The organism is Shigella sp. SIG3, assembly GCF_053555855.1.
The window spans coordinates 1-20,351 of sequence record NZ_JBQZXE010000004.1 but is presented as its reverse complement, the minus strand read 5'-3'; the positions used below and the strand labels follow the sequence as shown (position 1 = coordinate 20,351).

28 protein-coding genes and 1 pseudogene are annotated in these 20,351 nt (G+C 50.6%); 22 read left to right on the top strand and 7 right to left on the bottom strand.

Annotation, left to right across the window (positions count from 1 at the left end):
* Positions 1 to 129: 129 nt before the first annotated feature.
* Genes potD through potA form a run of 4 tightly spaced genes read right to left on the bottom strand, consistent with a single transcriptional unit; the run spans position 130 to position 3,941 of the window.
* Positions 130 to 1,176 (bottom strand): spermidine/putrescine ABC transporter substrate-binding protein PotD, encoded by a 1,047-nt coding sequence (gene potD, locus ACUU1I_RS01910; RefSeq protein ID WP_000759317.1) that lies wholly within the window; start codon positions 1,174 to 1,176, stop codon positions 130 to 132.
* Entirely contained in the window at positions 1,173 to 1,967 is a 795-nt protein-coding gene (potC, locus tag ACUU1I_RS01905; protein ID WP_000580316.1) for a spermidine/putrescine ABC transporter permease PotC, read from the bottom strand. Before potC ends, potD begins: the two co-directional genes overlap by 4 nt.
* Entirely contained in the window at positions 1,964 to 2,821 is an 858-nt protein-coding gene (potB, locus tag ACUU1I_RS01900; protein ID WP_000799401.1) for a spermidine/putrescine ABC transporter permease PotB, read from the bottom strand. Before potB ends, potC begins: the two co-directional genes overlap by 4 nt.
* Entirely contained in the window at positions 2,805 to 3,941 is a 1,137-nt protein-coding gene (gene potA / locus ACUU1I_RS01895; RefSeq protein WP_000531594.1) for a spermidine/putrescine ABC transporter ATP-binding protein PotA, read from the bottom strand. The genes potB and potA overlap by 17 nt, the downstream gene beginning before the upstream one ends.
* Before the next feature lie 249 nt (positions 3,942 to 4,190).
* Here potA and pepT point away from each other — a divergent pair, with 249 nt between their 5' ends.
* On the top strand, positions 4,191 to 5,417 hold the full coding sequence (gene pepT, locus ACUU1I_RS01890; RefSeq protein WP_000359449.1) for a peptidase T: 1,227 nt from the start codon (positions 4,191 to 4,193) through the stop codon (positions 5,415 to 5,417).
* A gap of 48 nt (positions 5,418 to 5,465) precedes the next feature.
* Here the strand turns inward: pepT and roxA are convergent, their stop codons facing one another.
* The gene (gene roxA, locus ACUU1I_RS01885; protein ID WP_001295435.1) at positions 5,466 to 6,587 is read right to left on the bottom strand and encodes a [50S ribosomal protein L16]-arginine 3-hydroxylase; all 1,122 of its coding nucleotides are present in this window, start codon (positions 6,585 to 6,587) and stop codon (positions 5,466 to 5,468) included.
* A 248-nt stretch (positions 6,588 to 6,835) separates the two neighbouring features.
* Between roxA and ACUU1I_RS01880 the strand changes: the two genes are divergently transcribed.
* Positions 6,836 to 8,065, top strand: coding sequence for a tyrosine-type recombinase/integrase (locus ACUU1I_RS01880; protein WP_000085257.1), 1,230 nt, complete (start codon positions 6,836 to 6,838; stop codon positions 8,063 to 8,065).
* Positions 8,066 to 8,469: 404 nt separating this feature from the next.
* Positions 8,470 to 8,658, top strand: coding sequence for a helix-turn-helix transcriptional regulator (locus ACUU1I_RS01875; protein WP_000953271.1), 189 nt, complete (start codon positions 8,470 to 8,472; stop codon positions 8,656 to 8,658).
* Positions 8,659 to 8,707: 49 nt separating this feature from the next.
* Here ACUU1I_RS01875 and ACUU1I_RS01870 read toward each other — a convergent pair whose 3' ends face one another.
* Complete coding sequence (locus ACUU1I_RS01870; RefSeq protein WP_154074686.1) at positions 8,708 to 9,037, bottom strand: hypothetical protein; 330 nt, start codon at positions 9,035 to 9,037, stop codon at positions 8,708 to 8,710.
* 124 nt (positions 9,038 to 9,161) lie between these two features.
* Positions 9,162 to 9,341, bottom strand: coding sequence for a hypothetical protein (locus ACUU1I_RS01865; RefSeq protein ID WP_000103622.1), 180 nt, complete (start codon positions 9,339 to 9,341; stop codon positions 9,162 to 9,164).
* A 129-nt stretch (positions 9,342 to 9,470) separates the two neighbouring features.
* On the opposite strand from ACUU1I_RS01865, the gene ACUU1I_RS01860 reads away from it, so the two are divergent.
* The 19 genes and pseudogenes from ACUU1I_RS01860 to ACUU1I_RS01770 form a co-directional block, all read left to right on the top strand.
* Complete coding sequence (locus ACUU1I_RS01860) at positions 9,471 to 9,671, top strand: host cell division inhibitor Icd-like protein (protein ID WP_024260618.1); 201 nt, start codon at positions 9,471 to 9,473, stop codon at positions 9,669 to 9,671.
* Positions 9,661 to 9,882 (top strand): hypothetical protein, encoded by a 222-nt coding sequence (locus ACUU1I_RS01855; RefSeq protein WP_005005155.1) that lies wholly within the window; start codon positions 9,661 to 9,663, stop codon positions 9,880 to 9,882. Before ACUU1I_RS01860 ends, ACUU1I_RS01855 begins: the two co-directional genes overlap by 11 nt.
* Positions 9,875 to 10,095: pseudogene (locus ACUU1I_RS01850) on the top strand (hypothetical protein). The gene ACUU1I_RS01855 and the pseudogene ACUU1I_RS01850 overlap by 8 nt, the downstream one beginning before the upstream one ends.
* Before the next feature lies 1 nt (position 10,096).
* Positions 10,097 to 10,330 (top strand): hypothetical protein, encoded by a 234-nt coding sequence (locus tag ACUU1I_RS01845; protein ID WP_001204964.1) that lies wholly within the window; start codon positions 10,097 to 10,099, stop codon positions 10,328 to 10,330.
* A gap of 5 nt (positions 10,331 to 10,335) precedes the next feature.
* Entirely contained in the window at positions 10,336 to 10,635 is a 300-nt protein-coding gene (locus ACUU1I_RS01840) for a DUF4222 domain-containing protein (RefSeq protein ID WP_000770157.1), read from the top strand.
* Positions 10,632 to 12,380: a DNA primase family protein gene (locus ACUU1I_RS01835; RefSeq protein ID WP_000761799.1), complete on the top strand. Its 1,749-nt coding sequence runs from the start codon at positions 10,632 to 10,634 to the stop codon at positions 12,378 to 12,380. The genes ACUU1I_RS01840 and ACUU1I_RS01835 overlap by 4 nt, the downstream gene beginning before the upstream one ends.
* A gap of 279 nt (positions 12,381 to 12,659) precedes the next feature.
* Positions 12,660 to 12,938, top strand: a complete 279-nt coding sequence (locus ACUU1I_RS01830; RefSeq protein WP_000557476.1) for a hypothetical protein — start codon at positions 12,660 to 12,662, stop codon at positions 12,936 to 12,938.
* Positions 12,935 to 13,240, top strand: coding sequence for a hypothetical protein (locus ACUU1I_RS01825; protein ID WP_001294165.1), 306 nt, complete (start codon positions 12,935 to 12,937; stop codon positions 13,238 to 13,240). Before ACUU1I_RS01830 ends, ACUU1I_RS01825 begins: the two co-directional genes overlap by 4 nt.
* 9 nt (positions 13,241 to 13,249) lie before the next feature.
* Complete coding sequence (locus ACUU1I_RS01820) at positions 13,250 to 13,411, top strand: PerC family transcriptional regulator (protein ID WP_000126701.1); 162 nt, start codon at positions 13,250 to 13,252, stop codon at positions 13,409 to 13,411.
* 141 nt (positions 13,412 to 13,552) lie between these two features.
* A complete protein-coding gene (locus tag ACUU1I_RS01815; protein WP_001132078.1) occupies positions 13,553 to 13,777 on the top strand; it encodes a hypothetical protein in 225 nt (74 codons plus the stop codon).
* 299 nt (positions 13,778 to 14,076) lie between these two features.
* Positions 14,077 to 15,234, top strand: a complete 1,158-nt coding sequence (locus tag ACUU1I_RS01810) for a phage major capsid protein (protein WP_001188865.1) — start codon at positions 14,077 to 14,079, stop codon at positions 15,232 to 15,234.
* Positions 15,235 to 15,273: 39 nt separating this feature from the next.
* The gene (locus ACUU1I_RS01805; protein ID WP_000504059.1) at positions 15,274 to 15,846 is read left to right on the top strand and encodes an HK97 family phage prohead protease; all 573 of its coding nucleotides are present in this window, start codon (positions 15,274 to 15,276) and stop codon (positions 15,844 to 15,846) included.
* A gap of 1 nt (position 15,847) precedes the next feature.
* Entirely contained in the window at positions 15,848 to 17,059 is a 1,212-nt protein-coding gene (locus ACUU1I_RS01800) for a phage portal protein (protein WP_000267614.1), read from the top strand.
* The gene (locus ACUU1I_RS01795; protein WP_001020662.1) at positions 17,056 to 17,394 is read left to right on the top strand and encodes a phage head closure protein; all 339 of its coding nucleotides are present in this window, start codon (positions 17,056 to 17,058) and stop codon (positions 17,392 to 17,394) included. The genes ACUU1I_RS01800 and ACUU1I_RS01795 overlap by 4 nt, the downstream gene beginning before the upstream one ends.
* The gene (locus ACUU1I_RS01790) at positions 17,391 to 17,687 is read left to right on the top strand and encodes a head-tail connector protein (protein ID WP_000134108.1); all 297 of its coding nucleotides are present in this window, start codon (positions 17,391 to 17,393) and stop codon (positions 17,685 to 17,687) included. The genes ACUU1I_RS01795 and ACUU1I_RS01790 overlap by 4 nt, the downstream gene beginning before the upstream one ends.
* Positions 17,687 to 18,127, top strand: coding sequence for an HNH endonuclease signature motif containing protein (locus ACUU1I_RS01785; RefSeq protein WP_001145905.1), 441 nt, complete (start codon positions 17,687 to 17,689; stop codon positions 18,125 to 18,127). The genes ACUU1I_RS01790 and ACUU1I_RS01785 overlap by 1 nt, the downstream gene beginning before the upstream one ends.
* Entirely contained in the window at positions 18,111 to 18,293 is a 183-nt protein-coding gene (locus ACUU1I_RS01780; protein WP_000174068.1) for a hypothetical protein, read from the top strand. The genes ACUU1I_RS01785 and ACUU1I_RS01780 overlap by 17 nt, the downstream gene beginning before the upstream one ends.
* Before the next feature lie 122 nt (positions 18,294 to 18,415).
* Positions 18,416 to 18,772 carry a phage terminase small subunit P27 family gene (locus tag ACUU1I_RS01775; RefSeq protein WP_000113645.1) on the top strand — a complete coding sequence of 119 codons (357 nt, stop codon included), beginning with the start codon at positions 18,416 to 18,418 and terminating at the stop codon, positions 18,770 to 18,772.
* A partial coding sequence (locus tag ACUU1I_RS01770; RefSeq protein WP_449144804.1) for a terminase large subunit occupies positions 18,756 to 20,351 on the top strand: 1,596 nt, incomplete at its 3' end. The genes ACUU1I_RS01775 and ACUU1I_RS01770, both read left to right, overlap by 17 nt.

Genomic DNA, 20,351 nt, shown 5'->3' with positions numbered 1-20,351 from the left:
CGCTTATCAGGCCTACAAGCGGACCACAATACCGACGAAAGAGCGGGATAAAACTTTACTGTCCTGACTCATTAGCCACATCCTTGCTAACTAAAAAACGGGCGGTAATACCACCGTCCGCTTGTTGAATTAACGTCCTGCTTTCAGCTTCTGATAATACTCTTCATAAATGCTGCTGGCTGCGCCAACGTCATTCTGCCATTCGCCATTTTTAATGGTTTCAGCATCCGGGTAGAGCGTCTTATCGTTTGCCACTTCTGGACTTAACAGCTTACGCGCCGCAAGGTTTGGCGTTGGATAACCGATAGTTTCAGCAACCTGTTTTGCCACATCCGGGCGCAGCAGGAAGTTGATCAATTTCAGCGCGCCTTCTTTGTTTTTGGCATTTGCCGGGATCGCCAGGCTGTCCATCCAGAATATGCCGCCTTCTTTCGGCCACACCACGTCAATAGGCGTACCCGCCTGGCGTGCAACGAAAGCAGAACCGTTCCAGATCATGCCGAGGTTAACTTCGCCTTCCATGTACGGGTTAGCCGGGTTATCGGAGTTAAACGCTGCGACGTTTGGCATCAGTTTTTTCAGCTCGTTATATGCAGCTTCAATCTCTTTCGGATCGGTGGTGTTACCGGAGTAGCCCAGCTTACGCAGCGCCATCTGGAACACTTCACGGGCATCGTCGGTCAACAGCAGGCTGCCTTTGTACTCTGGCTTCCACAGATCGGCCCAGCTGGTGACAGATTTCGGATCCACTGCATCACCGTTAACACCAATCGCCGTCGCACCCCAGATATACGGAATGGAGTAGTCGTTATTCGGGTCAAAAGGCTTGTTGAGCATGTCTGGATCGAGATTGCTGAAGTTCGTTAACTTCGACTTGTCGATCTTCTGGATCATCCCCTCTTTACGCATTTTATCGACGTAATAGGTTGAAGGAACCACCAGGTCATAGGCACCGTCTTTGTACGTTTTCAGCTTGGCGTACATGGTTTCGTTCGACTCGTAAGTCGAATAGATAACCTTAATACCGGTTTCTTTGGTGAACTGTTCAAGCAGTCCTGGCGGCACGTACTCGGTCCAGTTGTAGAAATACAGCGTGTTGTTGTCATCGGCGTGAGCGGCGCTCATGCCCAGTGCCAGAGCACCCGCCGCGAGCAGGTGGCGTGACCATTTTTTCATTTAACGTCCCCTGTGTTACCTTTCGTTTTATCACGAGCAATAAGCTGGCTGGCAATAACCATCACCAGCGACAGCACCAGTAATATGGTTGCCAGCGCGTTAACTTCCGGCGATACGCCGACTTTGACCATCGAATAAATTTTTAACGGCAGAATTTCATAACTTGGTCCGGTGACGAATGAAGAAACTACCACATCGTCCATCGACAGGGTAAAGCTTAACACCCAGCCCGCCGCCACCGCTGGCATTGCCAGTGGCAGAATGATTTTTCGCAGAATGGTAAATTCGCTGGCACCGAGATCTTTCGCCGCTTCCAGCATCCGCACGTCAAAACCTTTCAGGCGCGAATACACCGTCACCACCACAAATGGCAGGCAGAAGGTGATATGCGAGAACAGCAGCGACCAGAAGCCAAGCTGAATACCCAGCAGCATAAACAGCACCAGCAGCGAAATTGCCATCACGATATCTGGTGACATCATTACCACAAACAGCATTCCGCTAACGAACGGCTTACCGCGAAAGCGATAACGGTACAGCGCAACTGCCGTCAGTGAACCGATAAGCGTAGCAAACGTCGCCGAAAACACCGCCATTGTTAGTGAATGCTGCGCTGCCTGTAACAGGCTATCGTTGTTCATCAGCAGGCTATACCATTTGGTGGTAAAACCCTGCCAGTTGATGCCAAAGCGCGAGCTGTTAAAGGAGTTCACAATCAAAATAATGATTGGGATATACAGGTACGCGTAGATAGCGGTCATAAAACCGCCGCGAAGCAGTCGACCGATCATTCGAGTTCCACCTTCTTATTCAGCAAACGAGAAGCGCGCCAGTAAACCAGCAACATCAGGCCCATTACGATAGTCAGCGTAATGCTGGTGGCTGCACCAAACGGCCAGTCACGAATATTGAGGAACTGTACCTTGATGACGTTACCGATCAGCAGGTTTTTCGCACCGCCCATCAGGTCGGACACATAGAACAGGCCCATCGCTGGCAGCATCACCAGCAGACATCCGGCAATAATCCCCGGCATCGTCAGTGGAATAATGATGCGGATAAAAGTCTGTAACTTGCTGGCACCGAGATCGCGCGCCGCCTCAAGCAACGGCTTATCCAGTTTTTCGATACTGGAGTACAGCGGCATCACCATAAACGGCAGCAGAATGTAAACCAGACCGATAATCACCGCACTGGGCGTGAACATGATACGGATTGGTGTGTCGATAACGCCCAGCCAGAGCAAAAACTCGTTGAGATAGCCTTTGGTGCTGAGGAAAATTTTCAGCCCGTAGATACGAATCAATGAGTTGGTCCAGAACGGAACAATCAGCAGAAACAGCAGCAGCGGACGCACCTTGTGTGGCAGCTTCGCCAGAAACCAGGCAAATGGATAGCCCAGCACCAGGCAGGCGAGGGTGGCGATCAGCGCCATATTCAGCGAGTGCAATAGCACTTCAAAATAGAGCGGATCGAGCAGACGCGTGTAGTTATCCAGCGTAAAGACCATTTTGACGAAACTGGCGTCGTCGCGGGTCAAAAAGCTGGTGCCAATGATCATCAGGTTGGGCAGAAAGACAAACAACACAAGCCAACCGACAATAGTGACAATCACTACATTCTGGAACTTACTTGTGTTCTTCATCAGCCAGTACGACCTCCCAGCTTTCTACCCAATTAATGGCCATTTTTTGGTCGAGAGAGTGGTCAAAGTCAGGATCGTCTTCATTGAAGAATTCGCTGACCATCACCATCTTGCCATTTTCCAGTTCAACAACCGACTCCAGCGTCATGCCTTTGTAGTTACGCTCACGAACGTAACCAATCAGCCCTTCAGCGTGGTTGTCGTCGTTAATCTCTTCAACACGTAAGTCTTCCGGGCGCAGCAGAACATGCAGTTTTTGCCCCGGTTCAACGGCGAAGTTAACGTAGATATTACATTCGCGGCCTTCAACGTTGGCGCGTACGCGCTGCTCGTCGAGTCGCTCGATCACCGTGGCGTTAAACATATTAATTTCGCCAATGAACCCGGCAACAAACAGGTTTTTCGGCTCTTCGTAGATTTCACGCGGCGTGCCGTCTTGCTCAATGCGACCATCGCGCATCACCACAATCCTGTCCGACATGGTGAGTGCTTCTTCCTGGTCGTGAGTCACGAAAACGAATGTAATGCCAAGCTTACGCTGTAACGCTTTCAGCTCGTTCTGCATTTGCTTACGCAGTTTGTAATCCAGCGCTGAGAGCGACTCATCCAGCAACAACAGACGAGGCTTGTTAACCACCGCGCGAGCAATGGCGACGCGTTGCTGTTGACCACCAGAGAGCTGATGCGGTTTACGTTGAGCGAAGGTTTCCAGCTGCACCATCCGCAGGGCTTCCATCACGCGGGGCGTAATTTCAGCAGCGGGGGTTTTTTGCATGCGCAACCCAAAGGCCACATTTTCGAACACGGTCATGTGGGGGAAAAGTGCATAGCTTTGGAAAACAGTGTTCACATAGCGGTTTTCCGCCGGAACGTGGGTGATGTCCTCGTTATCCAGCATGATGCGTCCGGAATCAACAGTTTCCAGACCTGCAATCAGGCGAAGAACGGTTGTTTTACCGCAGCCAGAAGGGCCAAGCAGCGTGAGGAACTCGCCATTGTTGATAGTCAGATCCAGCTGGGGAATGACCTCTTTACCATCAAAGCATTTGCGAATTCCCGCCAATTGCACCAGCGGTGAAAGCGAACTCGGTTGTTTATTCAATTTTTTACTCTGTCCCATGTAAACGCAACGGATGGCTTACCGATGCGGGGTTTGTGGTTAACCACCTTGGTGACTCTTAATGAGGGCGGTAATTCTACGGCAAACCGCTTGAATCGCCAATCTTTGTTGTGAATTACTGGCTTAGCTTTATATTCATTAAGGTAATGCTGATAAATATTCCCGCTTGCAGGGGTAAAAGTGACCTGACGCAATATTTGTCTTTTCTTGCTTCTTAATAATGTTGTCACAAAAAGTGAGGGTGACTACATGGATAAACTACTTGAGCGATTTTTGAACTACGTGTCTCTGGATACCCAATCAAAAGCAGGGGTGAGACAGGTTCCCAGCACGGAAGGCCAATGGAAGTTATTGCATCTGCTGAAAGAGCAGCTCGAAGAAATGGGGCTTATCAATGTGACCTTAAGTGAGAAGGGCACTTTGATGGCGACGTTACCGGCTAACGTCCCTGGCGATATCCCGGCGATTGGCTTTATTTCTCATGTGGATACCTCACCGGATTGCAGCGGCAAAAATGTTAATCCGCAAATTGTTGAAAACTATCGCGGTGGCGATATTGCGCTGGGTATCGGCGATGAAGTTTTATCACCGGTTATGTTCCCGGTGCTGCATCAGCTACTGGGTCAGACGTTGATTACCACCGATGGTAAAACCTTGTTAGGTGCCGATGACAAAGCAGGTATTGCAGAAATCATGACCGCGCTGGCGGTATTGCAACAGAAAAACATTCCGCATGGTGATATTCGCGTCGCCTTTACCCCGGATGAAGAAGTGGGCAAAGGGGCGAAACATTTTGATGTTGATGCCTTCGATGCCCGCTGGGCTTACACTGTTGACGGTGGTGGCGTAGGCGAACTGGAGTTTGAAAACTTCAACGCCGCATCGGTCAATATCAAAATTGTCGGTAACAATGTTCATCCGGGCACGGCGAAAGGAGTGATGGTAAATGCGCTGTCGCTGGCGGCACGTATTCATGCGGAAGTTCCGGCGGATGAAAGCCCGGAAATGACAGAAGGCTATGAAGGTTTCTATCACCTGGCGAGCATGAAAGGCACCGTTGAACGGGCCGATATGCACTACATCATCCGTGATTTCGACCGTAAACAGTTTGAAGCGCGTAAACGTAAAATGATGGAGATCGCCAAAAAAGTGGGCAAAGGGTTACATCCTGATTGCTACATTGAATTGGTGATTGAAGACAGTTACTACAATATGCGCGAGAAAGTGGTTGAGCATCCGCATATTCTCGATATCGCCCAGCAGGCGATGCGTGACTGCGATATTGAACCGGAACTGAAACCGATCCGCGGCGGTACCAACGGCGCGCAGTTGTCGTTTATGGGATTACCTTGCCCGAACCTGTTCACTGGCGGTTACAACTATCATGGTAAGCATGAGTTTGTGATTCTGGAAGGTATGGAAAAAGCGGTGCAGGTGATCGTCCGTATTGCCGAGTTAACGGCGCAACGGAAGTAAGCGAAAAGGGATGCGGCATGTGATGCTGCATCCGGCTTAAATCCAAACTTACCCTTCGAAGAACCAATACCCGCTATTGACCAGCGCCGCGAGCATCGCGAGGAATGACGGATCTTCCAGCGCATCGCCAAAATTCTCCGCAGTCAGCGCAATGTTGCTGGCGAGTGCATCCAGTGCCGGACGGTGCGGGGAATCGATCTTCTCACCATTGGCATACACGTCGTCGCCAATGCGCAATACGCGCAGACCACCCAGGCGCACCAGCACATCACCTTGTTTCAGTGCATCGTAGATTTCATCTGGCTGATAAGGCGGTTCCGGCGGCGCGATATCCAGTTCATGACGTGACTGGGATATAAACTCGCCAAACCATTGCTTAAAGTGTTCCGGCTGGTTGATCAATTCGAGCATCATCTCACGCAGTTTATCCATCTCTTGCGGCAGAACATCCGCAGGATGAGCGCGAGGTGGAACATCCGGATCGCTGTAGTAGTTGCCGCCCAGTTCACGTTGCAGCACATAATCGGCAAATCCGCTAATTAATTCCCGCGTATTTGGCGCGCGAAAACCCACGGAATAGTTCATCGCATTTTCCAGCGCGTAGCCTTCATGCGGGAATCCTGGCGGAATATAAAGAATATCACCAGGCTCCAGCTCTTCATCGATGATGGCTTCGAACGGATCGACCTGTAACAGATCTGGATGTGGGCAGTGCTGTTTCATTTGCAGCTTTTCGCCCACTCGCCAGCGACGACGTCCGGTACCCTGAATGATAAACACGTCGTACTGATCGAGATGCGGGCCGACGCCGCCGCCAGGTACAGAAAAAGAAATCATCAGATCATCAATACGCCAGTCCGGTAGTTCACGGAACGGTCGCATCAGCGCGGCGGTCGGCTCATGCCAGTGGTTTACTGCCTGTACCAGTAATGACCAGTTGGTTTCACCGAGATGATCGTAGCTTTCGAACGGGCCGTGGCTGACCTGCCATTTGCCATCCTGGTGACTGACCAGTCGACTGTCAACTTCGCTTTCCATCGCCAGACCCGCCAACTCGTCTGGAGAGATCGGGTCAATAAAATTATTAAAGCCGCGTTTTAACACCACCGGGCGTTTCTGCCAGTGACGTTCAAGAAAATCGGGCCAGTTAAGAGTGAGTTGGTATTCCATGTTAAGCATCCACAGGCTGGTATCTGCAACCGATTATAACGGATGCTTAACGTAATGCGTGAAGTATGGACATATTTTATCAATTAGTGTTTTTTGCCGTTTCATAATGTTTCAGATTGTTCATTATGTTTTTGATTATAAACAGATTTGTGATTTTCCTTGTTCCAGCTTGTTTCACGTTGTAGCCCTTTGTGCAACGATCGGTGTAGTTAATGGTGTAGTTAATTGTGATGACCGGAATCAAAATTATGAGCAGAGCACTTAACAAACTGAGCGATACACAGCTGAGGAAAATCAACGGCACACCCGCCCAAAAAACAGCCTTTCTTAATGACGGTGGAAACCTGAGCGTCAGGCATTCAACCAGTGGCCTTTTAACCTGGTATTTCACTTACAGGGCCGGAACGGGAAGGGGGGCACCACCGGAACGCATTAAGCTGGGAAATTATCCTGATCTGAGCCTGAAATCAGCCAGGGAAAAAGCCGCCCAGTGTCGCGCATGGCTGGCAGAGGGGAAAAATCCACGTCATGAGCTTAATTACACCGTACAGGAAGCGTTAAAGCCGGTAACGGTTGGCGATGCGCTCACCTACTGGCTTGAGTCGTACGCAAAGGAAAACCGCGTGGATTATGCCGCCCTGAAAAAGCGCCTTAATAATCACGTAATACAGCACATTGGTGCTATGCCGCTGGATAAATGCGAGCTACGGCACTGGCTGGCCTGTTTTGACCAGGTGGCAAAGCGAACGCCTGTTACTGCCGGATTCTTGCTACAGACGTGCAAACAGGCGCTTAAGTTCTGCCGGAGGCGGCGCTATGCAATCAGCAACGTTCTTGATGATATGAGTGTGGCGGACGTTGGGAAAAAACCGGATATAAGCGAGCGTGTCTTAAGCACCAAAGAACTGGGCGAATTATTGCAGGCACTGGACAAAAAAATATTCTCCCCCTACTACATCGCGTTAATCCGCCTCCTGATTGTGTTCGGATGCCGGACGGTAGAACTGAGGTTATCGGAGATCAGCGAGTGGGATTTTACCGAAATGCTCTGGACCGTGCCGAAAGAACACAGCAAAACGAAGGTGGCAATATTCCGGCCCATACCGGAAGCAATACTGCCGTTCGTCACGCAGCTGGTGGAGCAGAACAGGCACACGGGCTTATTGCTGGGGGAAGTGAAACAGGAAACAAGCGTGTCGCAGTACGGCAGATTAGCGCACAGGAGGCTAAATCACCCTCACTGGTCACTACATGACATCCGGCGCACCTTTACAACGATGCTGAACGATTTAGGCGTGGATCCTCACGTCGTGGAGCAGCTTACAGGCCACCAGATGCCAGGAATGCAGCGAGTTTATAATCATTCCCGTTATCTGGATGCTAAACGCAATGCGCTGGATATGTGGACGGAGCGGTTAGGGATACTGGCGGGAACACATGAAAACGTAACCACGCTACCAGTAGCCAGAAGAAAATAATTTTTTTCGTGTTTTTTCAGTATGCGCATACTGGATATGCGAACAGATACAACGTGCAACAATGAGCAACAATGAGCAACAATGAGCAACAATGAGCAACAATGCGGAACAACTACGAACAAGAGGTGAAAAAGTGTACAGATTTATAAGTAGCTGATTTTTAACGTCTTACTGGTTTTTTATACACTAGCGAATCACTCTTTAAATAGCGAGAAAAAAGGCATGAAACAATATTTTATGCCTTTGTATTAACATGAATTTAAATGATTTTATCCTGATTATTCCTCTTTCTGTAAACCATACGGCCTCAACATTTGCCAACTCTGAATCATCCTGACACAATCAGACACATCCCAACGCAATAGAACACGAAATAACTCTTTAAGAAACGAAAGGGGGCAATAGTGTTAAGCACTGATCGGTTTATACGTGAAAAAGAATGCGAAAAGCTAACAGGCCTTAGCCGCTCATGCCGCTACCGCCTGGAAAAGGCCGGACAATTCCCATCACGTCGTAAACTTGGCGGTCGTTCCGTTGGCTGGTCTTTATCCGAGGTTCTGGCCTGGAAGGATAGCTGCAAGGCAGTTCATTAATCACGCTGGCGGCACGCAGCCGCCACACATCAATCATCTGAACACAGAGCTATAACCATGAAGATTGAATATACGCCAGAACGTGGGCGGGGATTCGTTCGCCCTGGTGAAACTGGAAAACCACAAAATTGGGGTTTTTCAGGCATAAAAAAAGCGGCCCCGAAATGGAGCCGCCTTTCTGAACAGATAACCCGCTGCGCCGTTTGTGTGTGTGATCCCAAACATAAGCACGGGGATGATAGCCGCTATCAGGCTGGTGGGCAATGCAATCAGTCTGGTTCAGTGCGTTGCCATAACTGCGAAGTTCTCTCCTTTGATGAGTATTCTTTAAGGTACTTCTCAAGGGCAAAAGAACACGGCGCGAATCGTTCTGATTCATGCTCTTTCTTTCTGCGTCGTCTTTTTCGTGCAGGTGATGTTTTTTCGGTTGATTCTTCGTTGGTCATTGTGTGCGCCTGTAAAGCAATGCGCCGTAGTACCTCACACCACGGCGCTGATAGTTTTTATCCTTTGGGTTCTATGCCGCGTTGCTGTAATTCTTTGCGGATTATTCGCTTTATCCAGGCAGCAAGAGAATCATCGCCGTCCTGTTGTTGTGCCTTTTCCATCTTTTCCCGTAAGTCAGGATCTAAACGGAACTGGAACGGAGGATTACCACGCCTTTCGTTTTTGTGTGTTGACACGTTAATTACACCTCATGTAATGTATTTATGTGTAATGACACATTACACACAATCAACACAAAAAGCAAAGCCCCGCACTGTAGGAGCAGTAACGGGGCTTCTAACCAACAACGTAAACTAGGAGCCGTTATGGTTGCCGTAAATCATATACCACACCTTGTACACACACAAACGGCCTTTGTGTGGCGTTTTCTGGCACTGAGTACCGGAGAATCCCAAATCATCCACGTAACCGCTTGGACGGAACGCGAAGCGCGTAGCCGTTGCCCGTCCGGTTGTGTTGCTGTATTCGCCGCCCGTATTCGTCAGGGGGAAACCTATGCACAATAAAACCACACCGAACGCAGCAGCCGCCGCACTCACTACGCTGATGCACGCGCTTATTGATATTGAATGCACGGCAGAGCTTGCGCAGGGAGAAGAACAGAAAGACCGGACACAGTTCGCCCTGGAATGTATCCGATACATCGCAACGCGGTCACTGAATGACGCTAAAAATATTCTTGTTGCCGATTGTGAAAATGGGGGGGGTTATGCGTGATGATCGTTTTAATTCCCTGAAACAGGAATTTTCCGGCGTTCCTGATGATGCGGCTGATGCGCTTTCGTCAATGCCAGAACTTATTAGAGCGGCTTTTTTCTTACTTTCCACGAGAGAATATAAATCAACGGGCTTGATGTACTGAATATCGCCGCCGATTATGCTGATTTCGTGACAGAGGTTATTTTAAGAAAAACGACGGACGGGGATTAATATGCGTGATATTTACCACGAAACAATAGACCGCGCATTTCTTGCACTTTCTCACAGTGAAAACATGCTGGAAATATTGCGCATATGGCTTGAAACACTTGGCGACAATGAACGCGACAAACAAAAATCAAGAATTGCCACGGCATTAATAACGCTTCTTGAGCCTGTAATAATGGAACTGCAAGAAATAGATCTATTGCACGACAGATATAAAGAACAGCACACCGGAGAATAAAAATAATGAAACTTAAATATTCTGGCTTAACTGCCAGTGGCAACACTCACCCTAAATTTACGCGCGGTGATATTTACCGCGACCAGTACGGCGGCATGGTAACGATTAAAGGCGTGGCAGAACGGCGCATCACCTACCGCCGTGAAGGTTACGAATATGATTGCGTGATGCCTGTTTATCAATTCCGGCGTGATTTCACGCTGGTACAGGCAGCGCCCCGCAGTAAACCAACCAGCAGGGAGAAAGCACGCGCCAATATTCAGGAAATAAAAAAGATGCTTAACGTATTCAGGGGTAAAAAATGAAACTGGCACCGAACGTAAAAAAACAGCCACGCGGAATAAAACACAAAGACACAGAGGTAATTATCTTTGCGGGTAGTGATGCCTGGTCGCACGCGAAACAATGGCAGGAGCAGGATGGCCCCGCATCCGGCGATAATGTGCCGCCTGTGTGGCTTGGGCCAAATCAGCTTGCCGAACTTGATGCACTGAAAATTGTTCCGGATGGAAAAAAACGCGTAAGGCTGTACCAGGCCGGAGAACTGGATTTGGTGGAGACCAAAAAGATTGGTCAGAAGCTGGCGGCGGCAGATATTCAGGACGCAAATTTTTACCCCGAAGGAATGCACGTCCAGAAGTGTGAAAACTGGCGGCGCTATCTGAATGCTGAGCGTGAAAATATTGCCGCAGGGCTTACCATGCCGGAGCAGAAAAATACGCAACTGGCACAAATGGCAGACAGTGAGCGCGCGCAGCTGCTTGCCGAGCGCTTTGATGGCGTTTGTGTGCATCAGGAAAGTGAAATCGTTCACGTATGGCGCGGCGGGGTATGGTGTCCGGTCAGCACAATGGAACTTAGCCGCGAAATGGTGGCGATCTATTCAGAGCACAGGGCCACTTTCAGCAAGCGCGTAATCAATAACGCCGTGGAAGCGTTAAAAGTTATTGCCGAACCAATGGGCGAGCCGTCCGGCGATTTGCTGCCGTTCGCCAATGGTGCGCTTGACCTGAAAACGGGGGAATTTTCCCCGCACACGCCGGAGAACTGGATCACCACGCACAACGGCATTGAGTACACGCCACCAGCACCAGGGGAGAACATCCGCGATAACGCGCTAAACTTTCATAAATGGCTTGAGCACGCAGCCGGAAAAGACCAGCGCAAGATGATGCGTATATGTGCCGCGCTGTACATGATTATGGCGAACCGGTACGACTGGCAGATGTTTATTGAGGCCACCGGAGACGGCGGGAGCGGTAAAAGTACATTCACACACATAGCCAGCCTTCTGGCAGGGAAACAGAACACGGTAAGCGCTGAAATGACATCGCTTGATGATGCTGGTGGACGTCCGCAGGTTGTCGGGAGTCGTCTTATCGTCCTGGCTGACCAGCCGAAATATACAGGCGAAGGAACGGGCATCAAGAAAATCACGGGCGGTGACCCCGTGGAAATTAACCCGAAATACGAAAAGCGTTTCACGGCTGTAATCAGGGCGGTGGTGCTGGCGACCAACAATAACCCGATGATATTCACCGAACGGGCCGGAGGTGTGGCACGTCGTCGCGTGATTTTCCGTTTCGACAATATCGTTAGTGAGGCCGAAAAAGACAGGGAGCTACCGGAAAAGATTGCGGCTGAAATCCCTGTCATTATCCGCCGATTGCTGGCGAACTTTACCGACTCTGAGAAAGCACGGGCTTTACTACTGGAACAGCGTGACGGTGATGAAGCTCTGGCAATAAAGCAACAGACGGATCCGGTTATTGAGTTTTGCCAGTTCCTGAATTTTCTGGAGGAAGCACGCGGCCTGATGATGGGCGGCGGTGGCGATTCAGTGAAGTACACGACCAGAAACAGCCTTTACCGCGTCTATCTGGCGTTTATGGCGTACGCAGGCAGGAGCAAACCGCTAAACGTAAATGACTTTGGCAAGGCTATGAAGCCAGCCGCGAAAGTTTACGGACATGAATATATTACGCGGAAAGTTAAGGGAGTAACGCAGACTAACGCAATAACAACAGACGAGTGCGACGCGTTTTTATAATTTTTTGTAATTGCTGTCTACCCTATCTACCTGAGTAAAGAAAAATACATTTAATTCAGTGCATTAAGTTAGGTAGGTAGCCTTTTTTTACTGTCTACCCACTATCTACCCTCTCTACCTGATTTTACCTGAATCAGACAGGGAGGTAGACACGGGGTAGATAGTGGATAAAAGCACTCTACCCCGCTGAAAGCAGCGCCATTACTGGCATGAGGGCCACTAAGGTAGACAAGGGGAGGCACAACTCAAAACTTTTTAAACGAGGGGGTAAAAATAAATATGCACACTTCAGGGAAATTTAATAAATCACTCAAAAAACGCAGAGACAGAACAGAACCGAAATATCGCGCGTTAGACATGACAGAGCACGCTTTAAAGGTGGCAATCAGAACGATAGACCGCCACGCGGGGGAAGGATACGCGAAAGCACATCCCGAACTGATAAGCGCATTCATGACCACGACGGCGGCAAATTTTGCCACGCTGACAGAGCGGGAGATTGCCGAAGCGGAACAGGTAACAACAATCAACGTTAAAACCGGAGAGGTGGAATCATGAGCGAACCAAAATTTGGTGAAAAATTTTACAAGCACAACGGACGGATCACGATTCTGCAAATAAGCGCAGCTACACCAGGCTGGTGGGTTGAAACAGACGAAGGATCCTCACCCGTGGCATCATGGGCGCTTTGTGTGCTTAGTTACCCTGACCGCGATGTGTATCAGGATATTCTGCCTGTGATATCCACTGACAAAGGCATGAAACCCGTAGACATCAAAAACATGGGGTTTCAGTGCGTAATGCTCACTGAAAAAATGATGGAAGAGATGAAAAAGAACAATGCCGGATCGCTTCACTGAGGTGGCAATATGACAGCACAAATTGCAGCTTACGGGCGGCTGGTGGGCGACCCGCTGGTAAAACAGAGCAGCAAGGGCACACCGGAGCCGCCAACGGAGAACTACGCAGACCTGAGAAATGCAGTAAATCGCACTTACGCAGACATGGGGCTGAGCAAATTAGCAGAGTAGGAATATCAGAACCACACCACGAAGCCGGAGCAATCCGGCTTTTTTTGCGTCATTTGAAACGGTATGGAGCACTACTGGCTTTTCGTCACGGTCCGGCATAGTTACTATCTGAAACAAACAGACACAACAGAGGAAAACGCAATGCCGATGAAATTTGATGAGATACTTAAACAGCGTGATAAATACCATGCTGACAACATGGAGACGATGAATATCACTGATTACCGCGCATTTCTGGAAACGGGGGCGCTGATTGAAAAGGATCATCATGGTTTTGTTCGTTGCGCGCTATCCGGTGAAATGCTGGCAGTAAATCCTGAACAGACAGATGCATTGATAGAATTTCTGAAAGGGATCAGAGACTGAGCACCCATACAGCACATACAGCCGGAGCAATCCGGCTTTTTGTTATTTTTTGTAAATTATTTGTTCGTGGTTGTTCCACGTTGTTCACTGAGCGGATCGGCATATTTTACCCGAACTGAATCATGATTATTCTCGCCCGTGGTGCCAGGACGCTGGGGCCACTTTCCCGCCTGTTAATGTGCTCGCCAATATTCATTACCAGGCGGGAAAACGATCGGTGCGATTACTGATTTCCTTATGAAAAACGGTTGAGTGTTTGCCGCGTCCTGGAGTTCCTTACTTAACCCCAGGACTTTTTTATGCAGAGAATAATCGAATTACGCCAGCAGAAAACCGCCATTAAAAATCAGATGCGCGACATGCTGGAGAACGCTGAAAAAGAAAACCGCAGTCTTAACGATGCTGAGGGCGCAAAATTTGACGAATTACGCGCTAAAGCTGAATCCCTCGATAAAGACATTTCCCGCCTTGAAGCCATTGCAGACGAAGAGCGCAGCAAGCCAGGTAAAAGCAGCCAGACCACTGACCCCGCAGAACTACGCAACTACATTCTGACCGGTGAAACCCGCGCATTAAGTACAGGCGTTCCCGCTGATGGTGGTTATACCGTTATCCCTGAACTGAACACCGAAATCATGCGAATGCTGGCGGATGAATCCACTATGCGCCGCATCTGTACCGTGAAGAAAATCAGCAGCAACGAGTTTAAGCAGCTTGTTTCCGCTGGCGGTGCGACCGTTAACCACGGTGAAGAGGGTAAGGCACGCGAACAGACCAGCACCCCGCAGATTAACGAGGTGAGCATTAAGCTGTATCCGGTCTATGCGTACCCGCGCACCACACAGGAAATCGTGGATTTTTCCGATGTGGACATCCTTTCATGGCTGACGGGTGAGATTGGCGACACCTTCACGGAAACCGAAGAAAGCGATCTGGTTGTGGGCGACGGTGACAAAAAAGCAAAAGGTTTTTTATCCGTACCCCGTGCAGAGAAGAACGACAAAGAGCGTGATTTTGGTACGTTGCAGGTAATTAAACCTTCCGAATCTCTGGCGTGGACATCTGCGGACCCGCTGATCGACCTGAAATTTGCATTACGTAAAAAATACCGCAAAAACGCGGTCTGGGTGGTTAACTCCACGACGGCGGCAAAACTTCAGAAGGTGAAGAACGCGAACGGTGATTATATCTGGCGCGACCGTTTACAGGCGGGTGATCCTGATACGTTGCTGGGCCTTCCGGTCGAATATCTGGAGTTTATGCCTGATAACGTTATTGCCCTGGGTGACTTCAAACGCGGTTACTACATTGTTGATCACGAAACAGGTGTTCGCACCAGACCGGACAACCTGACAGAACCAGGATTCATCAAAATTTTCACGCAAAAATATTTAGGCGGTGGCGTGGTGGATTCGAACGCGATCAAGATTCTGGAACTGCCGGAAGACGACGATTAACAGCATACAGAAGGGGCTAAAAAGCCCCTTTAGTGTTTTATGGGTGAAAAAATTATGAAGAGTATGGAAATCCGGTCATCGGAAATCACCACCAGCGGAGCCGGTACGCTGACGGGCTACGTTGTTCGCTGGGATAAGCTTTCAGAACTGTTATGGGGTGAGTTTTACGAAAAATTCCAGCGGGGGGCGTTTACTGAATGGCTTGCGGCGGGTAATGACGTTCGCGGCCTGTATGAGCATGACCACAGCATGTTACTGGGGCGCACCCGTTCCGGCACGCTGAAACTGGAAGAGGACGAAACAGGGTTACGCTTTGAACTGACCCCACCGGATACCAGTACAGGGCGCGACGTTATCGAACTGGTTAAGCGTGGGGACATCTCGGGGATGAGCTTTAGCTTTCGCTCCCGTAAGGATGTATGGGATACCACAACAGATCCATGCGTGCGCACCGTGCTGGTGGCGGAACTGTACGAAATTACCGTTACATCGGTACCGGCTTACCCCGATTCCGGCGTGGAGCTGGCCCGCCGTTCCCTGTATGAGCAGCACCCCGAAAAAATGCCGCGTGAGGATAATCGCCGCTGGTGGGCGGATTTAGCGGGGGTGTGATATGTGGCCTTTCAGACGAAAAAAAGAGCAGCGCAGCATGACGCTTGATGAATTTATGGCGCTGGCCGGCACATCGAACACGGGGGCGGGTGAGTACGTATCATCTGGGACAGCGGAATCACTCTCCGCCGTCATGAACGCCGTCACGGTCATCTCTGAGGCGGTGGCTACCATGCCGTGTTACCTGTACCTGGTACGCAATGAGAAGGGGAAGGAGGCCCGCGAATGGCTTGATTCTCATCCGGTCGATCACATCCTCAACGAGCGCCCGAACGCGTGGCAGACACCCTACCAGTTTAAGCGAATGATGATCCGCCACTGCCTGTTAAGTGGTAATGCTTATGCGGTTATTCAGTGGGGGCGTGATGGTTTTCCGGCGGCTTTACATCCTTACCCGCCGCAGTCGGTGAACGTGGAGCAGACAGGTGATCATAACTGGCGCTACTGCATCACTGACGCCTACACCGGAAACACCCGCAACTATTTACCGTGGGAGGTTCTCCACCTTCGTTACTCCACGGATGACGGTTTTATGGGGCGCTCACCTGTAACCATCTGCCGCGAATCGCTGGGGCTTGGGCTGGCCCAACAACGCCACGGCGCGAGCGTGATGCGTGATGGCATGATGGCGGCAGGGGTTATCACGTCAGGCGAATGGCTGGACGGCGTGAAGGGCAAACAGGCATTAGCCGCACTGGAACGCTACAAAGGGGCCAGAAACGCCGGAAAAACGCCCATCCTTGAAGGGGGGATGAGCTATCAGCAGCTGGGCATGAGTAATCAGGATGCCGAATGGCTGGCCTCCCGTCGCTTCACCATTGAAGACATCGCCCGAATGTTCAACGTCTCGCCGATTTTTTTGCAGGAATACAGCAACAGCACCTACAGCAACTTCAGCGAGGCAAGCCGCGCATTTCTCACCATGACGATGCGCCCGTGGCTGGCGAACTTTGAGCAGCAGATAAAAAATGCCTTGCTGGTGGCCTCGCCTGTACCTGGTATCCGGTATCAGGTGGAGTTTGACAGCGCGGACCTGTTACGGGCCACACCTGGCGAACGCTTTGCCACCTATGAGCGCGGCATAAAATCCGGCGTTATGTGTCCGAACGAAGCCCGCGAACGTGAAGGGCTGTCACCGCGTGATGGTGGTGATGAGTTCAGCCAGGCATGGAAACAGGAAGTAAAAATCAGCGAGGGAGAAAAACCGGAATGAACATAGGGCGACTGCGTGACAGGATAACGATTCAGACCCTGAAACAGACCAGGGATATAACCGGCGAAATACTCGAAACGTGGGAGGACGGTCACACACTCTGGGCAAGCGTGAACATGGTCAGCAGCAAGGAGGCCATTTCATCGGGCGCAGAGCTGGCGATTGGTACCGTAAGGATCTGGATACGGTACCGGAAGGACATCAACGCCACCAGCCGGATAAAGGTCAGTACGGGGCCGCTGGCGGGGCGTGTACTGAATATCATCGGGCAGCCGCTGCCGGATGCCGCCAGGACACGCCTTGAAATTCTTTGTCGTGAGGGCGCGGAAAAATGACAGAAGAACTTATCACCCTGGAAGAAGTGAAACTCCATTGCCGCATCGATGGCGACGATGAAGACCAGTTAATCAGCGGATACATTGCCGCATCGCTTGAGGCGTGCCAGATACACATAGGCAGGCGCTTTGATGACGGGCTGGCGTTCACGCCAGCCATAAAGATTGGCTGCATGATGTTTATCGCTCACCTGTATGAAAATCGCCAGATTGTCGCGGATAACGCAAAAACACGCGTACCCATGACGATAGGCGCACTCTGGACGGCTTACCGTGATGTGGGGGTGTACTGATGCCGTGGCAACCATTAAGACGATGCACAGAACCAGGCTGTAACAGGCGCGTTAAATCCGGCAAGTGTGAGGAGCACAGGCGGGCGGCATGGCGTGCAGAGGATGCCAGACGAGGACACCGCCGCGCGCGTGGATATTCCAGACAGTGGGACAAATACCGCGCCATGTATCTGAGTAAAAACCCGTTATGCGTGCGATGCCTTGAGAAGGGGATATATACGCCCGCCGTGGTGGTGGATCACATTATCCCGATTAATGGCGGTGATGATGTTCTCTTCTGGCCCGAATGGAACCATCAACCATTGTGCCAGGCGTGTCATAACCAGAAAACGAAATGGCTTGATCCGGCAACAAAAAGCAAGCGTGCCGCAGGTGGATTTCGTGAAGAGGAAGAACGGGCTGCTAACCGCAATAACTGGATGTATGACGCTGATGAATGAGCGGGAACAAAACCGCCTTATCCGTGGACTTATAAGGCAGCGTGACGCATGGAAGACACAGGAAACAGGGCATAAAGATAAAGCGTCAGGACGCGCAGAACGCATCACAGCGAAGCGATTAACCGACCGTGACCGCGAGGTTATGGAATGTTTCCGCAATCGCTGATGAGGCTGTATGACGGGGTGGGGGGCGTTTTCAGGACAAACCCGACCCCGCCGGGCACCGAACGCCTCCCCAAATTTTTATGCACGGGAATTTTTTGAAAAATAATCTGACGAAAAATAAGCATGGCAAGACCACCGAAAGCCCCCGCCTACCTGGATGATATCGCCGTGAAGCAGTGGCGGGAAAAATCGCGGCAGCTTGCGGAACGGGGAGACCTGACCCCCGCCGACTGGAGCAATCTGGAACTGTATTGCGTCAACTACTCCATTTACCGGAAAGCCGTTGCAGACCTTGCGGCGCGCGGGTTCAGCATTGTTAACAGTCAGGGCGGCGAGAGCAGAAACCCCGCATTAAGCGCAAAATCCGACGCTGAAAGAGTGATGATAAAAATGGCCTCCTTGCTCGGTTTTGACCCGATAAGCCGCCGTAAAAATCCACCGGAAACAGAAGAAGAGGACGAGCTTGACCGCCTGGAATAAGTACGCAGAAGACGTAAAAACGGGCAAAATTCCGGCCTGTAAACGGTTAAAACAGGCTGTTAAACGGTACTTTTCGGACCTTAAAAGCCCCCTTTACATGTTCGATCGTGAGGTTGTGGAGCGGTTTATTGCCTTTTCCAGGGTGTGCCCGCACGTAAAAGGACCGATGCGTGGCAGACCCATTGAGCTGGAGCCGTGGCAGCAGTTCGCCTTTGCGTGCATCCTCGGCTTTAAGGTTAAGGCCACCGGACGGCGCAAATACACGAGCGCCTTTATCGAAGTGCCGCGCAAAAATGCGAAATCCACGACCGCCGCGATTCTGGCTAACTGGTTTCTGATTATGGAGAACGGTCAGCAGGATATCTACACCGCAGCGGTGAGCCGTGACCAGGCGCGGATCGTGTTTGATGATGCGCGTCAGATGTGCCTTTTATCCCGACCGTTACGCAGGCGGGTGAATATTCAGGCGCATAAGGTGATACACCCGAAAAGCAACAGCCTGTTAAAGCCGCTGGCAGCAAAAGCGGCAACCATCGAGGGGACAAACCCCAGTCTTTCCATCGTGGACGAATACCACCTACACCCCGATAACGGCGTTTATTCCGCGCTTGAGCTGGGGATGGGCGCACGTCCCGAAGGGCTGTTATTTGCCATTACCACATCGGGCAGTAACGTCGTTTCAGCCTGTAAACAGCACTATGATTATTGCTGCCAGATCCTGGACGGCGAAGAGGTCAACGATTCAATTTTTGTACTGATTTACGAACTGGACGACAAAAACGAGGTTGATGATCCGGCGATGTGGATAAAGGCGAACCCTAATATTGATGTTTCCGTGGATCGTGAAAAACTGGCCTCAACCATCCAGAAAGCGCGGGGTATTCCGTCGCAGTGGGTGGAGATGATGACAAAGCGATTTAATATCTGGTGTCAGGGGACTACCCCGTGGATGGGTAATGGTGCATGGGCTGAGTGTGCCGGAACGTTCACGGAGGAAGATTTACACGGTCAGGAGTGTTACGCGGGGCTGGACTTATCATCAACCAGCGATATTTCCAGCGTATGCTATGCCTTTCCGGTCGGTAAAACCATTATGCTGATTTCCCGTCATTATCTGCCGGAGTTCCAGCTACAGAACCCCGCCAATAAAAACCGCGCTGTCTATCGCCAGTGGGCTAAAGCGGGCTGGATACGCACAACGCCAGGTGACTGCATTGATTACGACCGGATCAGAGATGACATCATGCAGGATGCGGAGAAATTTAATATCAGGCTGGTGGGCTTTGATACGTGGAACGCCACGCATCTCAGGACGCAATTACAGGGGGCTGGTTTTGAGGTGGAGCCGTTCCCGCAAACCTACCTCAGATTCAGTCCGGCGGCGAAATCGTTCGAAGTTTTTGTTAACCGCAGGGTGATTGTGCATCGTGGCGATCCGGTGTTGTCCTGGTCGATGAGTAACGTCGTGATGCAGAGTGACGCGAACGCCAATATCAAGCCGAACAAGAAAAAATCACCGAACAAGATAGACCCGAGCGTGGCGGCGCTGATGGCGTTTGGTACATTCCAGGCAGAGCAT

Bases quoted from the DNA above. Each gene is read 5' to 3' on its own strand.
- ACUU1I_RS01775 (WP_000113645.1), top strand. From the start codon at position 18,416: ATGGCAAGACCACCGAAAGCCCCCGCCTACCTGGATGATATCGCCGTG.
- potD (WP_000759317.1), bottom strand. From the start codon at position 1,176: ATGAAAAAATGGTCACGCCACCTGCTCGCGGCGGGTGCTCTGGCACTG.
- ACUU1I_RS01880 (WP_000085257.1), top strand. From the start codon at position 6,836: ATGAGCAGAGCACTTAACAAACTGAGCGATACACAGCTGAGGAAAATC.
- ACUU1I_RS01800 (WP_000267614.1), top strand. From the start codon at position 15,848: ATGTGGCCTTTCAGACGAAAAAAAGAGCAGCGCAGCATGACGCTTGAT.
- ACUU1I_RS01870 (WP_154074686.1), bottom strand. From the start codon at position 9,037: ATGAATCAGAACGATTCGCGCCGTGTTCTTTTGCCCTTGAGAAGTACC.
- ACUU1I_RS01815 (WP_001132078.1), top strand. From the start codon at position 13,553: ATGCCGATGAAATTTGATGAGATACTTAAACAGCGTGATAAATACCAT.
- ACUU1I_RS01810 (WP_001188865.1), top strand. From the start codon at position 14,077: ATGCAGAGAATAATCGAATTACGCCAGCAGAAAACCGCCATTAAAAAT.
- pepT (WP_000359449.1), top strand. From the start codon at position 4,191: ATGGATAAACTACTTGAGCGATTTTTGAACTACGTGTCTCTGGATACC.
- ACUU1I_RS01840 (WP_000770157.1), top strand. From the start codon at position 10,336: ATGAAACTTAAATATTCTGGCTTAACTGCCAGTGGCAACACTCACCCT.
- ACUU1I_RS01780 (WP_000174068.1), top strand. From the start codon at position 18,111: ATGACGCTGATGAATGAGCGGGAACAAAACCGCCTTATCCGTGGACTT.
- ACUU1I_RS01790 (WP_000134108.1), top strand. From the start codon at position 17,391: ATGACAGAAGAACTTATCACCCTGGAAGAAGTGAAACTCCATTGCCGC.
- ACUU1I_RS01825 (WP_001294165.1), top strand. From the start codon at position 12,935: ATGAGCGAACCAAAATTTGGTGAAAAATTTTACAAGCACAACGGACGG.
- potA (WP_000531594.1), bottom strand. From the start codon at position 3,941: ATGGGACAGAGTAAAAAATTGAATAAACAACCGAGTTCGCTTTCACCG.
- potC (WP_000580316.1), bottom strand. From the start codon at position 1,967: ATGATCGGTCGACTGCTTCGCGGCGGTTTTATGACCGCTATCTACGCG.
- ACUU1I_RS01855 (WP_005005155.1), top strand. From the start codon at position 9,661: ATGCACAATAAAACCACACCGAACGCAGCAGCCGCCGCACTCACTACG.
- ACUU1I_RS01835 (WP_000761799.1), top strand. From the start codon at position 10,632: ATGAAACTGGCACCGAACGTAAAAAAACAGCCACGCGGAATAAAACAC.
- ACUU1I_RS01860 (WP_024260618.1), top strand. From the start codon at position 9,471: ATGGTTGCCGTAAATCATATACCACACCTTGTACACACACAAACGGCC.
- ACUU1I_RS01795 (WP_001020662.1), top strand. From the start codon at position 17,056: ATGAACATAGGGCGACTGCGTGACAGGATAACGATTCAGACCCTGAAA.
- ACUU1I_RS01805 (WP_000504059.1), top strand. From the start codon at position 15,274: ATGGGTGAAAAAATTATGAAGAGTATGGAAATCCGGTCATCGGAAATC.
- ACUU1I_RS01830 (WP_000557476.1), top strand. From the start codon at position 12,660: ATGCACACTTCAGGGAAATTTAATAAATCACTCAAAAAACGCAGAGAC.
- roxA (WP_001295435.1), bottom strand. From the start codon at position 6,587: ATGGAATACCAACTCACTCTTAACTGGCCCGATTTTCTTGAACGTCAC.
- potB (WP_000799401.1), bottom strand. From the start codon at position 2,821: ATGAAGAACACAAGTAAGTTCCAGAATGTAGTGATTGTCACTATTGTC.
- ACUU1I_RS01785 (WP_001145905.1), top strand. From the start codon at position 17,687: ATGCCGTGGCAACCATTAAGACGATGCACAGAACCAGGCTGTAACAGG.
- ACUU1I_RS01845 (WP_001204964.1), top strand. From the start codon at position 10,097: ATGCGTGATATTTACCACGAAACAATAGACCGCGCATTTCTTGCACTT.
- ACUU1I_RS01820 (WP_000126701.1), top strand. From the start codon at position 13,250: ATGACAGCACAAATTGCAGCTTACGGGCGGCTGGTGGGCGACCCGCTG.